The organism is Lysinibacillus sp. NPDC092081, from assembly GCF_044755845.1.
In the GTDB taxonomy this organism is placed as follows: Bacteria; Bacillota; Bacilli; order Bacillales_A; family Planococcaceae; genus Lysinibacillus.
Map to the genome: position 1 here is coordinate 660,528 of NZ_JBIVRU010000001.1, position 14,826 is coordinate 675,353.

17 protein-coding genes are annotated in these 14,826 nt (G+C 38.3%); 4 read left to right on the plus strand and 13 right to left on the minus strand.

From position 1 onward, the window contains the following. Positions 1-104: 104 nt before the first annotated feature. Genes ACIQLB_RS03410 through ACIQLB_RS03425 form a run of 4 tightly spaced genes read left to right on the plus strand, consistent with a single transcriptional unit; the run spans position 105 to position 2,581 of the window. Positions 105-482 carry a GntR family transcriptional regulator gene (locus ACIQLB_RS03410; protein ID WP_400720898.1) on the plus strand — a complete coding sequence of 126 codons (378 nt, stop codon included), beginning with the start codon at positions 105-107 and terminating at the stop codon, positions 480-482. Next, positions 483-1,328 carry an ABC transporter ATP-binding protein gene (locus ACIQLB_RS03415; protein ID WP_400720901.1) on the plus strand — a complete coding sequence of 282 codons (846 nt, stop codon included), beginning with the start codon at positions 483-485 and terminating at the stop codon, positions 1,326-1,328. Continuing rightward, positions 1,328-1,954 carry an ABC-2 transporter permease gene (locus tag ACIQLB_RS03420; protein ID WP_400720904.1) on the plus strand — a complete coding sequence of 209 codons (627 nt, stop codon included), beginning with the start codon at positions 1,328-1,330 and terminating at the stop codon, positions 1,952-1,954. The genes ACIQLB_RS03415 and ACIQLB_RS03420 overlap by 1 nt, the downstream gene beginning before the upstream one ends. 12 nt (positions 1,955-1,966) lie before the next feature. After that, positions 1,967-2,581: an ABC-2 transporter permease gene (locus tag ACIQLB_RS03425; protein WP_400720907.1), complete on the plus strand. Its 615-nt coding sequence runs from the start codon at positions 1,967-1,969 to the stop codon at positions 2,579-2,581. 36 nt (positions 2,582-2,617) lie between these two features. Here the strand turns inward: ACIQLB_RS03425 and ACIQLB_RS03430 are convergent, their stop codons facing one another. The 13 genes from ACIQLB_RS03430 to rimP all read right to left on the minus strand — a co-directional run bounded on the left by ACIQLB_RS03430 (position 2,618) and on the right by rimP (position 14,819). Continuing rightward, positions 2,618-2,863 carry a hypothetical protein gene (locus ACIQLB_RS03430; protein WP_400720910.1) on the minus strand — a complete coding sequence of 82 codons (246 nt, stop codon included), beginning with the start codon at positions 2,861-2,863 and terminating at the stop codon, positions 2,618-2,620. 77 nt (positions 2,864-2,940) lie between these two features. Next, positions 2,941-4,164, minus strand: coding sequence for a M16 family metallopeptidase (locus ACIQLB_RS03435; RefSeq protein WP_400720913.1), 1,224 nt, complete (start codon positions 4,162-4,164; stop codon positions 2,941-2,943). A 141-nt stretch (positions 4,165-4,305) separates the two neighbouring features. Then, on the minus strand, positions 4,306-6,420 hold the full coding sequence (gene pnp, locus ACIQLB_RS03440) for a polyribonucleotide nucleotidyltransferase (protein ID WP_400720916.1): 2,115 nt from the start codon (positions 6,418-6,420) through the stop codon (positions 4,306-4,308). A gap of 289 nt (positions 6,421-6,709) precedes the next feature. Continuing rightward, positions 6,710-6,979, minus strand: coding sequence for a 30S ribosomal protein S15 (gene rpsO / locus ACIQLB_RS03445; RefSeq protein WP_370042827.1), 270 nt, complete (start codon positions 6,977-6,979; stop codon positions 6,710-6,712). Positions 6,980-7,429: 450 nt separating this feature from the next. Next, on the minus strand, positions 7,430-8,386 hold the full coding sequence (ribF, locus tag ACIQLB_RS03450) for a riboflavin biosynthesis protein RibF (protein ID WP_400720920.1): 957 nt from the start codon (positions 8,384-8,386) through the stop codon (positions 7,430-7,432). A gap of 13 nt (positions 8,387-8,399) precedes the next feature. After that, positions 8,400-9,311: a tRNA pseudouridine(55) synthase TruB gene (gene truB, locus ACIQLB_RS03455; protein ID WP_400720923.1), complete on the minus strand. Its 912-nt coding sequence runs from the start codon at positions 9,309-9,311 to the stop codon at positions 8,400-8,402. A gap of 102 nt (positions 9,312-9,413) precedes the next feature. Beyond that, positions 9,414-9,755 (minus strand): 30S ribosome-binding factor RbfA, encoded by a 342-nt coding sequence (gene rbfA / locus ACIQLB_RS03460; RefSeq protein ID WP_400720925.1) that lies wholly within the window; start codon positions 9,753-9,755, stop codon positions 9,414-9,416. Between the two features lie 104 nt (positions 9,756-9,859). Next, the gene (locus ACIQLB_RS03465) at positions 9,860-10,138 is read right to left on the minus strand and encodes a DUF503 domain-containing protein (protein ID WP_249073091.1); all 279 of its coding nucleotides are present in this window, start codon (positions 10,136-10,138) and stop codon (positions 9,860-9,862) included. Further along, complete coding sequence (gene infB / locus ACIQLB_RS03470; protein ID WP_400720928.1) at positions 10,138-12,393, minus strand: translation initiation factor IF-2; 2,256 nt, start codon at positions 12,391-12,393, stop codon at positions 10,138-10,140. The genes ACIQLB_RS03465 and infB overlap by 1 nt, the downstream gene beginning before the upstream one ends. A gap of 14 nt (positions 12,394-12,407) precedes the next feature. Next, on the minus strand, positions 12,408-12,716 hold the full coding sequence (locus ACIQLB_RS03475) for a YlxQ family RNA-binding protein (RefSeq protein ID WP_400720931.1): 309 nt from the start codon (positions 12,714-12,716) through the stop codon (positions 12,408-12,410). Beyond that, positions 12,713-12,991 (minus strand): RNase P modulator RnpM, encoded by a 279-nt coding sequence (gene rnpM, locus ACIQLB_RS03480; protein ID WP_400720933.1) that lies wholly within the window; start codon positions 12,989-12,991, stop codon positions 12,713-12,715. Before rnpM ends, ACIQLB_RS03475 begins: the two co-directional genes overlap by 4 nt. A 186-nt stretch (positions 12,992-13,177) precedes the next feature. Beyond that, positions 13,178-14,317, minus strand: coding sequence for a transcription termination factor NusA (nusA, locus tag ACIQLB_RS03485; RefSeq protein ID WP_400720935.1), 1,140 nt, complete (start codon positions 14,315-14,317; stop codon positions 13,178-13,180). A gap of 31 nt (positions 14,318-14,348) precedes the next feature. After that, positions 14,349-14,819 carry a ribosome maturation factor RimP gene (gene rimP, locus ACIQLB_RS03490; RefSeq protein WP_142507439.1) on the minus strand — a complete coding sequence of 157 codons (471 nt, stop codon included), beginning with the start codon at positions 14,817-14,819 and terminating at the stop codon, positions 14,349-14,351. Positions 14,820-14,826: the final 7 nt, after the last annotated feature.

The following is a 14,826-nucleotide window of genomic DNA, read 5'->3' on the forward strand; positions in this document are numbered from 1 at the left end:
CGAGTTTTTGCAATTCGTGACCCTTACCCAAAGTAGGAAAATGTTGCATTTAACCAAATAACTGTGTATAGTGTGTATATACAGTTGTGCGAGGTGAAGAATTTGTGCATATCCATTTAAGCAACGCCAGTGACAAACCCATTTATGAGCAAATAACTGTACAGCTTAAGGAAGCGATACTAGCCAATAAATTACAAGCAGGTGACGCACTACCATCAATTCGTGCACTTGCAAAGGATTTAAAAATTAGCGTTATGACAACGAAGCGTGCTTATGCTGATTTAGAGCGAGATGGATTTATCGAAACGGTAGCTGGAAAAGGAAGCTTTGTTACAGAACGAAATCAAGATTTTCTACGCGAGGAATTATTACGTCAAGTTGAAGAGCATATGCAGAAAGCGGTTAGAACGGCCAAAACAGCAGGCCTAACAAAAGAGGACATACAGGAGTTACTTTCATTAATTTTGGAGGAGGACAACTAAATGAATGCGATTGAAATTCATGATTTGCATAAAAGCTTTGAAGGGTTTTCTCTTAATGATGTAAGTTTTTCAGTACCTCAAGGCACTGTTATGGGCTTTGTAGGAGAAAATGGTGCCGGAAAATCTACTACAATTAAATGCATACTCAATTTACTAAAAAAAGAATATGGCGAAATTTTGTTATTCGGCAAAGATATTGTCGAACATGAATTATCGATAAAAAACGACATCGGTGTGGTTTTTGACGATTTACATGTACCTGAAACGCTTAATGCGACGCAACTCGACAAAATCATGAAAAAAGTATTTAAAACATGGAATTCAAGCTATTATTTTGAGCGATTAGCACAATTTAAAATTCCAGAGAGGAAGAAGGTAAAAAACTTCTCCCGAGGAATGAGGATGAAGCTGTCCATTGCTTTAGCTATGTCACATCATCCAAAGCTGTTAATTTTAGATGAACCAACGAGTGGGCTAGATCCGATTATACGTGATGAAATTCTCGATTTATTTTCAACGTTTATGCAGGATGAAACACATAGCATTCTATTTTCTTCTCATATAACAAGTGATTTAGAAAAGATTGCTGACTATATTACATTCATTCATAATGGGGAAATTTTATTTAGCGAAAGCAAGGATGTGCTTGTCTATGAGTACGGCATATTTAAAGGAAGTAATGAGGAAGTAAGCGATATACCTGAGAATGCCATTATAAAAAAGCGTAATGGAGCATTCGGTATAGAGGTACTAGTTCATAAAAATAAAGTAAACAAAGTATTTTCACTTGAAAAACCTTCGATTGAGGACATTATGCTATTTTATGTGAAAGGTAATGTTCTATAATGACTGCTCTTCTAATAAAAGATTTCATGACGATTCAGCGTCAAATGAAATCACAGGCATCTTTTTTAATTATCATCCTTTTTACGGCATTTTTCATGCAACAAGGTTCATTGCTCTTAGCTGTTGTTGTATTTATCGTGACCATTCAAGCGACAACTGCAATTACCTACGACGAACACAGCAACTGGGATAAATACGCAAACACCTTACCGATCTCTAAAGGAGATATTGTGCTTAGTAAATACATGCTAAGTTTCCTACTCATGATCATCGGGCTTGTCATTGCTCTACCTATTGTCTTTCTTATGAATTACTTCACGAATAACTTGGCTTCAACTGAATTTTTTCTAACTTTTAATATTACCGTGACATTGTCATTTTGTATACTTGCATTAATAATACCTATCTACATTAAATTTGGCTCCATCAAGGGAAGAATTGCCCTAGTTGCTCTTTGCTTTATACCTGGCTTCTTATTTGGTCTTTTAAAAGAGTATTTCCCAGATATGACATTATCATTATCCAACTTAAAACAGTATATGTTTTTAGCTCCGCTTGCCGGACTTTTAATCTTATGGCTGTCCTCTCTCATTTCAACCGCTATATATCAACACAAAGAATTCTAGGAGGGAAAGACAATGCAGGCTTTACTTTTGCAAAGAATAATGGTGCAAAAATGGTCCATCTTTTTTGCAGTTATTATTTGTATAATCATTAGTTACATGGAAATACCTTTTTTAAATACTCCCTCAATAGGAATATTTGTTGTAGTTTTTTCCGCTTCCATTGTTGGAGGGATCTATGAGGAAGATCAAAAAGTAAATTGGGAATTATCTGTCAATAGTCTACCTTTGACGAGAAAAACACAGCTACAGACTGATTTTCTATATAGTCACGGTATCGTGATACTACTTTTTGTTCTAATAGCACCTGCTTATTTTTCACAAACTGCAGCTGACGATAATTTTTCAGAGCATTTTGCTATGTACTTCGCCTATATTAGCAGTTCTTCTTTACTCATCTCCATCCAATTTTATATCCATCATCTAGTCGAGACAAAGCAGATGCGTTATTTTAGAATGATGACAGCCATAATCCTTATTTTTGCAATAAATTTCCCTATCCATTACTATTTATCACAAGTAGTAGCAAATTTATTAGTAATGTTGATCCCTACAATTATAAGTATACTCATTACTCTATTAATTTTCCGTCAAAGCCTTTCATTGTATATAGCAAGAGAGGTTAATTGAATAGGAAAAATATTATGTCAACGAGATTAAGGTGTCCTAATCGGCGGGAGGCTTTAGGGCCACAGATGTTTTTGCGCGAAAGCGAAGCGGCAGCGGCAGATGTTTTTGCGCGAAAGCGAAGCGGCAGCGGCAGATGTTTTTGCGCGAAAGCGAAGCGGCAGCGGCAGCAACAGATATTTTTTTGCGAAAGTGAAGCAACAATTTAAGCGAAGGAAGCGGCTCGACGCTCGCCCACAGAAGAAGCCTGACACGGAAATCCCCTTCATCTAATCGCCACAACATTCACAAAGATTACCTTGATTATTTTGTTTCAACACTATAAAAAATAGGCTGCCTTAAATGGGCAACCTACTTTACTTTTAAGCTTCTGGGCCGATAATTGAAATAGCTGGCTCAGCTTTTAAGATTTTTGCTATTAAACGATTGATCGATTCCATTGATACGGCATCGATAGACGCTAATACTTCGTCTACTGAGCGATGATTACGATGCACTAACTCACTTGTACCGTTGCGATTCATACGAGCGCCTGTCCCCTCTAGACCGAGTACAAAACTACCCTTGAGCTGCTCTTTCGCATTATCAAGTTCTTCCTCTGTCACGCCACCTGCTACGACATCAAGTAATGTCGCATCAATTGTATGTTGAAGCTGTGATAATTGCTGACGACTCGTACTACCATAAATCGTAAATGCTCCAACATCAGCATAGCAAGATTGGTAAGAAAATATTGAATATGCTAAACCACGTTCTTCGCGTACTTCTTGGAACAAACGAGAGCTCATATTACCACCAATAATATTATTAAGTGCAATAAAGCTATACATATCTGGATCTTTTACACCAATTGCTGGATAGGAAATGGCTAAATGCGCTTGCTCTGTATCGCGAGTTTTTGAAATCTCTCCCGGATAAAAATAAGGATTCGATAGTACCGGTTCAACCACAAGTGGAGATGGTTGATATTGGCCAAATAAGTCTTCAATTGTTTGCATAAGCTTTGTAGAAATATTTCCCGCTATTGAAATAACAACTGATTCTGGACCATAATGTTTAGCCATATAGTTACGTATAATATCAGCTGTAAATGTTTTTAAAGTAGTCGCAGTTCCTAGAATTGGACGACCGAGTGCATCATTTGGATACATGACTCCCCATAGTTTTTCATGAACATCGTCATCAGGTGCGTCTTCACTCATTAATATTTCCTCTAGTACAACTTGTCTTTCCTTCTCTAATTCTTCCTCTGCAAACGTAGAATTAAAGAACATATCCGCTAATATTGCAACTGCAAGCTCAGCATGATGGTCTAAAACCTTTGCATAATAACAAGTGTTTTCCTTGGATGTAAAGGCATTTAACTCTCCACCAATTCGGTCAAATTCTTCAGCAATTTGGCGAGCTGTTCGAGTTTTTGTCCCTTTAAAAAGCATATGTTCTATAAAATGCGTAATGCCATTTTCCTCAGGAAGCTCATAACGAGATCCTGCATTAACAAAAATGCCTAGCGCAACAGACCTTACATGATCGATTTGCTCAGACACAATACGCACACCATTCTGACATGTATGTACTTGTACCAAAAAATCTCCCCCAATTATATTTCTGGTTCTATATCTAAGGGTGAGTCACAATGTGAAGCTTCCACACAAATATTATAGAACCATATTCCTTAACTGATTTAAAAAAGGCTGCGCATTATACGCAGCCTTTTCTACAACTTATTATTTATCTTGCTCAGCGCGTTCTTTTTCTTCTTGGATCACTACTTTACGAGATAAATTCACACGACCTTGCTTGTCAATTTCAATAACTTTTACAAGTAATTGATCGCCAAGTTTTAAGACATCTTCAACTTGTTTTGTACGTTCCTCTTGAATTTCAGAGATGTGAAGTAAGCCATCTTTACCTGGGAATATTTCACAAAACGCACCGAATTTTTCAATACGTTTAACTGTTGATAAGTAATACTCGCCAACTTTTGCTTCACGTACGATGTCTTCGATAATTTGTTTTGCACGAGCGTTCATTTCTTCATCTGCAGAAGAGATGTAAATTGTACCATCTTGCTCAGTATCAATTTTTACGCCAGTTTCTTCAATAATTTTGTTAATTTGTTTACCACCAGGTCCGATAACATCGCGAATTTTATCAGGATTAATCTTCACGATCACAATTTTCGGTGCAAATGTAGATAATTTTTCACGTGGTTCTGCAAGAGTAGCAAGCATTGATTCTAAAATGTGCATACGACCAATTTTAGCTTGTGTTAATGCTTCCTCTAAAATATTGCGTGATAAACCATCAATTTTAATGTCCATTTGAAGTGCTGTTACACCTTTAGCTGTACCTGCAACTTTAAAGTCCATATCTCCAAGGTGGTCTTCCATACCCTGAATATCAGTTAAAATAGAGTAATGTTCGCCTTTTTTAACAAGACCCATTGCAATACCTGCTACAGGTGCTTTTAATGGAACACCAGCATCCATCATCGCTAACGTTGAAGCACAGATAGAAGCTTGAGATGTAGAACCGTTTGACTCAAGTACTTCCGATACACAACGGATTGTATATGGGAATACAGATTCATCTGGAATAACCGCATCAAGAGCACGCTCTCCTAATGCACCATGACCGATTTCACGACGACCTGGTCCACGAATTGGGCCAGTTTCCCCTACAGAGAATTGCGGGAAGTTATAGTGATGCATAAAGCGTTTCGATTCTTCTACGCCTAAACCGTCGATAATTTGCACATCACCAAGTGCACCTAATGTACAAATAGAAAGGGCCTGTGTTTGTCCACGCGTAAATAATGCTGAACCGTGAGTACGTTGCAATAAGCCTGTTTCAGAAGAAAGTGGACGGATTTCGTCTAACTTACGACCATCTGGACGAACTTTATCTTCTGTAATCTGACGACGTACTTCGTCTTTAACCATTTTATCTAGAATTGTATAAACTTGCTTCATTGTTACTTCATCCGCTTCTTGCTCTTCATAAGAAGCAATAATACGATCTTTTACCGCTTTAATAGCCTCATCACGTGCATGTTTTTCAGCAGTTTGAATAGCATCATGCATGTCAGTCTCACAAGCTGCTTTTATATCTGCTTGAATCGCTTCATCAATTTCAAATAATGTTACAGGTAATTTTTCTTTCCCTACTTCTGCAACAATTTGCTCTTGGAAAGCAATAATTTTTTTGATTTCTTCATGACCGAACATAATGGCTTCGAGCATTACTTCTTCCGGTACTTCTAGTGCACCAGCTTCAACCATGTTGATAGCATCCTTGTTACCTGCTACAGATAAATGGATTGTTGATTGATTAGATTGTTCCACTGTTGGGTTCACGATAAATTTACCATCAATATATCCAACTTGTACACCTGCAATCGGTCCATCAAATGGAATATCCGAAATAGCTAACGCTAATGATGAACCAACCATTGCAGCCATTTCAGACGTGCAATCCGGATCATTAGACATGACCATTGAAATCGCTTGTACTTCATTACGGAAACCGTCTGGGAACATCGGACGAATTGGACGGTCGATTAAACGGCTTGCTAGTATTGCTTTTTCAGATGGACGTCCCTCACGTTTAATAAAGCCACCAGGAATTTTACCTGCTGCGTATAAACGTTCTTCATAGTTTACTGTTAATGGGAAGAAATCAAGTGGTTTCGGTGATTTTGACATTGTTGCTGTTGAAAGTACTGATGTATCACCATAGCGTACTAATACGGCCCCATTTGCTTGTTTTGCTAACTGTCCAACTTCGATTACTAGTGGACGGCCAGCCCATTCATAGGAATAGACTTTCTTTTCGTTCATTCAATGAACCCCTCTCTATTATAAAAACACTTACTTCGTCTGTATGTACTAATAGTAAGTGTACCAAAAATGCTTGTTCTATGCTAAATATTTCATTAAATAATCATACATTTAAATTCAGTTATTGCCAATTTATTTAGGATTTATTTCTATCTTTGATTGAAACAATGTTTTTTTGCTTGAAATTCATGTCATATATGCTTTTTTTCTCAATAGTAAAGCTTACTGTCTTCTTAATGTTTATAAACATAAAGAAAAAGCGGGATTAATCCCGCTTTTCGATTGACAATTAGCGACGTAAGCCTAAACGAGTGATTAGTTCACGGTAACGTTGTACGTCAGTCTCACGAAGATATTTTAATAAGTGACGACGACGACCTACCATTTTAAGAAGACCACGCTCAGAGTGGAAATCTTTTTTGTGTGTACGTAAGTGAGCATTTAGAGCGTTAATATCCTCTGTTAATACTGCAACTTGTACTTCTGGAGAACCAGTGTCACTTTCGTGAGTGCGGTACTCAGCAATAATTTCGTTTTTACGTTCTTTTGAAATAGCCATTTGTATGGACCTCCTAAATAATTGTTAATCCCCATTAGCACAGTAAACGTTGGAGTCATCGATATACCGAGCTAAGGTTAAGCATATTATGCACTTATGAATGTTACCATAAATCAAAAGGTCAAGCAAGCGTTAACGTAAGCCTATTCAAATGCTAACGCATATTTAATTTGCATTTACCCGATAAAATCTGGTTCATCACCATAAAGTGGGGTTGATTTCCGTTCCAGCTGGGCGCTTACCTGGGGGCGTCGGGGCAACAGGATGTTGGTCACGAAGGCGTTATCACAGGACGTGATGTATTTAGCCTTCGTTCCCCTACCCGCTTCGCTTCGCTCCAGGGTCTTGGGCCCACGATGTTGGTCACGAAGGCGTTATCACAGGATGTGATGGTTTTAGCCTTCGTTCCTCTATCGCTGATCCAATCAACTTATATTCATGGTATACATTTTAACTTTTGGTAATAACCTTAAAATATTCAATTGCTTCTTGTTTATCCTTTTCGATTTGTGCTTTCAAAGCTTCGATACCATCGAATTTTCGTTCACTTCTTATACGTTTATACCAAGCGACATGTACTTCTTCACCGTAGATATTTTTTTCGAAGTTTAATATATGGACTTCGATGGATAATTGCTTGTCATTTGGGTCTTTAAATGTTGGTTTATAGCCTACATTACATACACCATCATACCAGTTATTTTGAACAAGTAATCGAACCGCATATACACCGCTTGCTGGAATATAAGTCCCCTCCAACGCTTGGATATTTGCAGTTGGGAAACCTATTGTGCGTCCTCGCTTATCACCATGTACAACGATACCCGTAATTTCAAATGGTCGTCCAAGGAGCAATCTTGCTGCTTCCATATCTCCTTCTTGCAAAAGCTTACGGATACGTGTAGAGCTAATTTTTTCGATATCGTCGGTTTTCTTTTCAACAACCGTTACGCCGTAATCTCCATTACTCAATGCACGCATATCTTCCATTGTGCCTTTACCAAATGCACCAAAAGAATAATCAAAGCCTGCTGTAACATGTTGAATGTTCAACCCACGAATAAATGTATCAATAAATGCAGCAGGTGAAAGCTTTGCAAAATCAGATGTGAAATGTACAACAAATGCTTTATCAACACCTTGTTCTTCAAAAAGCTGCAATTTTTGCTGTAATAACGTTATATAAAATACTTTTTCGTTACGTCCGCCAAGCACTAAAGAAGGATGTGGATCGAATGTCATAACAGCCGTTGGAATTTGACGTTTGTCTCCCTCTTCCTTCGCTGCCCTAATAACTTCCTGATGCCCTCTATGTACACCATCAAAAAAACCAAGTGCCAATGAATATGGCTGCATGCTTTCTCGTTGCTGTAGTTGGTGTGGGTATTTTAAATGAATAACCTCCATACTAAAAATCCTCCTACTCTATCGTCGGAAACATCTTATGTGGCTTCATAAACCCTTCCTTTGTAGGATGGGCATGATAAACCGCAATTGCTTTCCCACTGATTCCAAAAACAATTTTATCATGTATCTTTAATAATGCATCTGCGGGAAGCACTTGTCCATTGAAAATTTCTTTTTCGTTTGCAGAAGTGATCTCAATATATGGATAATCTGTTAATGCATACTCAACTGGTAAAATGCAAGTATCCATTTGTTCAGCTTCCATCAGCTCAGCAACTTGTGCCAATGTAAAGCAATTTTCTTGTGTAAATGTACCTGAGGCTGTACGTACGAGCTCTTTCATATGTGCTGGATAGCCAAGTGCCGCTCCGATTTGCACAGCTAGTGTTCGAATATACGTCCCTTTACTACACGCTATACGAACAGGGAATGTAATTTCTTGTCCTTCATATATTGCTGTATCATCTAGTAGTTCTAATGCATAAATATTGACTTGACGTGTAGGTCTTTCGACAATTTCGCCTTTTCGAGCATATTCATAGAGACGTTTACCATTTACTTTAACTGCTGAAAACATCGGTGGCGTTTGTTGAATAACACCTGTTAGCGAGGTTAAAACCTCAAGCAATTGAGTACGTGTGAACTTTTTATTGGTACTATTTTGCTCAACCGTTTCTCCTTCTGCATCCTCAGTTGTCGTTGTACGGCCAATAGAAATAACGGCTTCATAGGTTTTTCCTGCATCAGTTAAGTATTCTGCGATGCGTGTTGCTTGACCAATACAAATGGGAAGAACTCCCTCAACACCCGGATCAAGTGTGCCTGTATGGCCAACTTTTTTGGTACGTAAAATTTTTCGTAATTTAAAGACGCAATCATGACTTGTCATGCCACGTTCCTTCCAAAGCGGTAAAATACCGTTCATAAATTCCCTCCTAAAATCAAGCAAAATATTCTGTTGCATTTCCGATGAATGTAAAAAGTCTGCCTGCATGAACATGCATATGGCAGACTTTTTTAGTTAAGCTTATTCTTCGTGTAAACCACGTAGCAATGAATCAATACGATTCCCATATTCAATCGATGAATCGAATTCAAAGATTAGTTCTGGTGTACGACGTAAACGGATTCGTGTACCGATTTCTGAGCGAATGAAACCAGAAGCCTTTAATAAAGCTTTTAGTGTTTCCTCTTTTTCACGTTCATTGCCTAGAGTTGTAATATAAATTGTCGCTTGTTGTAAATCACCTGTCACCTCAACACCAGTAACAGTAACGAAACCAACACGCGGATCTTTAATTTTACGTCCAATAATCTCGCCAAGCTCTTTTTTCATTTGCTCAGCGACACGGTTTGAGCGTAGAGACATAGTTTGTCACCTCAATTTCGATGTACAGAAAGTTGTGTCCTCACTTACACATCTATTTTCATGCAAGGTATGGTTAAATCAAACAACACAACTTCTAATGTTACTTATAGATAGTCTCGCCACACATTAAGCTGTTCCCAAGATGGATTTGACTGTAAGTAGTGGAGCGCGTGATTAATTTCACGCTCGGCTGCTTCTTTTGAAGAAGAAACAGCAACAAGCGCTAATTTCGTGCGCTGCCATACATTTTGATGGTCAATTTCAGCAATGGATACATTAAATTTTTGTTTCGTGCGGGTAAGCATACGCTGTAGGACAGCACGTTTTTCCTTCAACGAATGGGCAGTTTGAATCATGAATTCAACCTCTGCATAAACAATCATTATGCACGTTTAACTTCTTCCATAATATAGGCTTCGATAATGTCGCCTTCTTTAATATCGTTGAAGTTTGTAATTGTAATACCACATTCGTAACCACGGGCAACTTCTTTTACTTCATCTTTGAAACGTTTAAGTGTATCTAATTCACCTTCAAAAATTACTACATTATCGCGAATCACACGTACGCCTGAATCACGAGTTACTTTACCTTCTGTTACGTATGAACCAGCAATTGTACCAACTTTTGATACTTTAATTGTTTGTCGAACTTCTGCTTGACCAATAATTTTTTCTACGAATTCTGGATCAAGCATTCCTTTCATTGCTTGTTCAATTTCTTCGATTACTTTATAGATAATGCGGTGTAGACGAATATCTACGCCTTCTTCTTCTGCTGCACGTTTTGCATTGACATCTGGACGAACGTTGAAGCCGATAACAATTGCATTAGAAGCCGCAGCAAGAGAAATATCTGATTCTGTAATCGCTCCAGCGCCAGTGTGAATAATTTTCACGTTTACGCCTTCAACATCAATTTTCATTAATGATGCAGCCATAGCTTCCACAGTACCTTGAACGTCAGCTTTAACAATTAAGTTAAGCTCCTTCATTTCGCCTTGACTCATTTGTTCGAATAAGTTATCAAGCGTTACGCGTTGTTTTTCTGAACGTTGTGCTTGAATCGCTGTCATTGCACGAGTTTCTCCAACTTGACGTGCTGTTTTTTCGTCTTCAAAGACAACGAAACGGTCGCCAGCTTGTGGTACATCATTTAAACCTGTGAGTTCAACTGGCGTTGATGGTCCAGCTTCTTTCACACGACGGCCTTTGTCATTCACCATAGCACGTACACGTCCATAAGTATGGCCGACAACAATTGGGTCCCCTACTTTTAATGTTCCATCTTGTACTAAAAGCGTTGCAACAGAGCCTCGACCTTTATCTAGCTGTGCTTCAATTACTGTACCAAGTGCTAAGCGATTAGGGCTCGCTTTTAATTCTCCAACTTCAGCGATAAGTAAAATCATTTCAAGTAATGTGTCAATGCCTTCACCTTTTAATGCAGAGATTGGTACGAAAATAGTTTCGCCACCCCAAGCTTCGGGAACTAGGCCATGCTCTGTTAACTCTTGCATCACACGGTCTGGATTAGCTGAAGGTTTATCCATTTTATTGACTGCAACAATAATTGGTACTTCTGCTGCTTTTGCGTGGTTAATCGCTTCTACTGTTTGTGGCATAACACCATCATCCGCAGCTACTACTAAAATCGTTAAATCTGTTACTTTCGCACCACGCGCACGCATAGTTGTAAACGCAGCGTGTCCTGGTGTATCTAGGAACGTAATTTTTTTGTCGCCTTCAGTTACTTGATAAGCACCGATATGCTGAGTAATACCTCCAGCCTCTCCAGCTGTAACTTTAGTATTGCGAATAGAGTCTAACAATGTAGTTTTACCATGGTCAACGTGACCCATAATTGTTACTACAGGAGGACGTTCTGATAAGTCCGCCTCGTTAACTTCTTCTGTTTGTTCGAAGTGTGTTTCTAAATCCGTAATATCTACACGAATTTCTTCTTCAACTTCTACACCATAGTCTGCGCAAAGTAATTCAATTGCATCCTTATCTAATTCTTGGTTAATTGTTGCCATTACACCAAGCATAAATAATTTTTTAATAATTTCTGATGGCTCACGGTGTAATTTTTTTGCTAATTCCGCTACAGAAAGTGATTCAACAAAAGTAATTTTTTCTGGTAATTCCTTCTGTTTCACTGGTAGACTTGGTTGATGTGTTTTTGGATGGCGACGTTTTCCGCCATGAATTCCTGGTTTTGGACGTTGGTTGTAACCTCCGCCACCTCTGCGATTATTATTATTATTATTATTATTATTATTATTTGTCATATTTCGATTTTGACTACCTTTTGTATTCTTAGATTTTTCGTTAGACGAATTTGAGTTTTGATGCGTTTGTTGCTGATTATTGGCTTTAGGCTTAGAAGTAGCAGATTGCTGCTTTTGCCCGTCTTGCTTTTTCACCGATTGCTGTGATTTTTGCGATACGTTTTGAGTAGATTGCTTCACTTCTTTTATATTTTTAAATGTTTGGTTTAACTTTGCCACTATGTCTTTTTCTAACATTGACATATGGTTTGTTACGCTAACATTTATTTTATTTAGTGCTTCAATAACCTCTTTACTCGTTTTATTCACTTGTTTCGCATATTCATGAACTCTGATTTTGGTCATCTGCTCACCCCCGATTATTTTTCGTTGAGTAGACTAGACAATTTGCTTGCAAAACCTTTATCGGTAATAGCCAAAGCCACGCGGGCCTCCTTACCTGTAGCATGTCCTAGATCATAACGATCACCAATTACATGATACTCAACGTTGTAGTACGTGCATTTATCTTGAATTTTTTTGTTAGAGTTTTTAGAAGCATCGTTTGCAAGCAATACTAGCTTAGCATTACCATTACGGACTTCCTTTACTACTAACTCTTCTCCTGAAATCACTTTACGGGCTCTTGCCGCTATTCCAAGCAAATTATGCACTGCTTGATTGATCATATAATAGACTCCCTACGAATCAACAAAATAAGTTCATCGTAGATTTCTTCAGGGATTTTCATATCAAGTTGGTGCCCTAAAACATTTTTCTTACGGGCGATTTCAATCGCCTCCTCCGATTTAGAGACATAAGCACCACGTCCCGGTTTTTTTCCGGAGATATCAACACTTACCTCGCCCTCTTTCGAACGAACGACACGAACCATTTCTTTCTTTGGTAGCATTTCTCCAGTAGCTACACATTTTCGAAGAGGTACTTTTTTATTAATAGCCATAAGAATTACCTTTCCTCTCTGAAGCTTGTCGTAAGAGGTGGACTAGTCATGCCCTACATTGGTTATAAACTTGGATTTGAAATCAATACCGTAATATCTTCCATTGTAGGCTCTGCCATTATTCAGTGGGCGTTAGGCTACGCCCACTGAATAATGGCAGCCAACTAGTCACACGGGCTTTCTTACTTATTCTTCGTCGTCTTGATATAAGTCAACTGCCACATCATCAAAATCACTTTCTTCATCCTCAGCAGGTATGAAAGTGCTTGTAGCAGATGGATAAATACCTAACTCACGAGCATCTGTTTCACTCTTAATATCAATTTTCCAGCCAGTTAGCTTAGCAGCTAAACGAGCATTTTGACCACGTTTACCAATTGCTAGTGATAATTGATAGTCTGGAACAACAACAGTAGTAGATTTTTCTTCTTCATTGACTTGAACATCTAAAACTTTAGATGGGCTAAGAGCATTTGCTACAAATACAACTGGATCTTCTGACCATTCAACGATATCGATTTTTTCGCCGTGTAATTCATTTACAATTGTTTGCACACGAGCGCCTTTTGCTCCTACACATGAACCTACTGGATCTACCTCTTCGTTGTGTGCATAAACAGAGATTTTAGAACGATCCCCTGCTTCACGAGCTATTGATTTAATTTCTACAATACCTTCATAGATTTCAGGTACTTCCATTTCAAATAAGCGGCGTAATAAACCAGGATGTGTACGTGAAACAATTACTTGTGGTCCGCGAGTTGTACGTTCAACCTTTGTAATATAGACCTTGATGCGATCGTGTGGATGATATGTTTCACCTTGAATTTGTTCGTTTTGTGGTAATGCAGCCTCTACTTTTCCTAGACCTACGTAAATATTACGAGCATCTAGACGCTCAACTACACCAGTTACGATATCATCTTCACGGTCCACATATTGCTCGTAAATTAGGCCACGTTCTGCTTCGCGCACACGTTGTGTAACAACTTGTTTCGCTGTCTGTGCAGCAATACGGCCAAAGTTTCGAGGTGTCACTTCCTGCTCCACGATATCTTCTAATTGATATGCAGGATTGATCTCCTTGGCATCTTCTTCAGAGATTTGTAAACGATCATCCTCTACTTCTTCAACAACATCTTTACGTGAAAAGACACGAATTGAGCCCTTATCTAAATTTAAGTCAACACGGACATTTTGTGCTTGATTGAAGTTGCGTTTGTAAGCTGTAACTAATGCCGCTTCTATTGCTTCAATTAACACATCTCTTGAAATTCCTTTTTGTTCTTCTAGCGCATTTAGCGCATCTAACAAATCACTACTCATTTTTGTTTTCACTCCTAAATATGCAATATGCTTAAAAATCGATGGCAAGTCGTGCCAATGCGATTTTTTCTTGTTCAATTGTTACTGTAATTTTACGCGTTTTAATGCGTACTTCCATCACTAATGTATGTTCATCGTATGACGTTAAGTAGCCTTGGAATTCCTTCATGTCCTTGATGGGCTCATAGGTTTTTACATAAATAAATTTGCCAATCGCATTTTCAAAATCAGTATCTTTTTTTAATGGACGTTCTGCTCCAGGTGAAGAAACTTCTAAATAATAGTTTTGTGTAATTGGATCATTTTCATCCAATAGCAAACTTAGTCGTTCACTAACTTGGGCACATTGTTCAATGTCAATTCCACCCTCAGGTGTATCCACATAAACACGTAAAAACCAGTTACGTCCTTCTTTTACGAACTCGACATCTACAAGCTCAAGATTCAACTCTTCAACAATCGGTTTGGCGAGCTCCTCAATTAAAGATGGTACTTTGCTCATTGTTTCC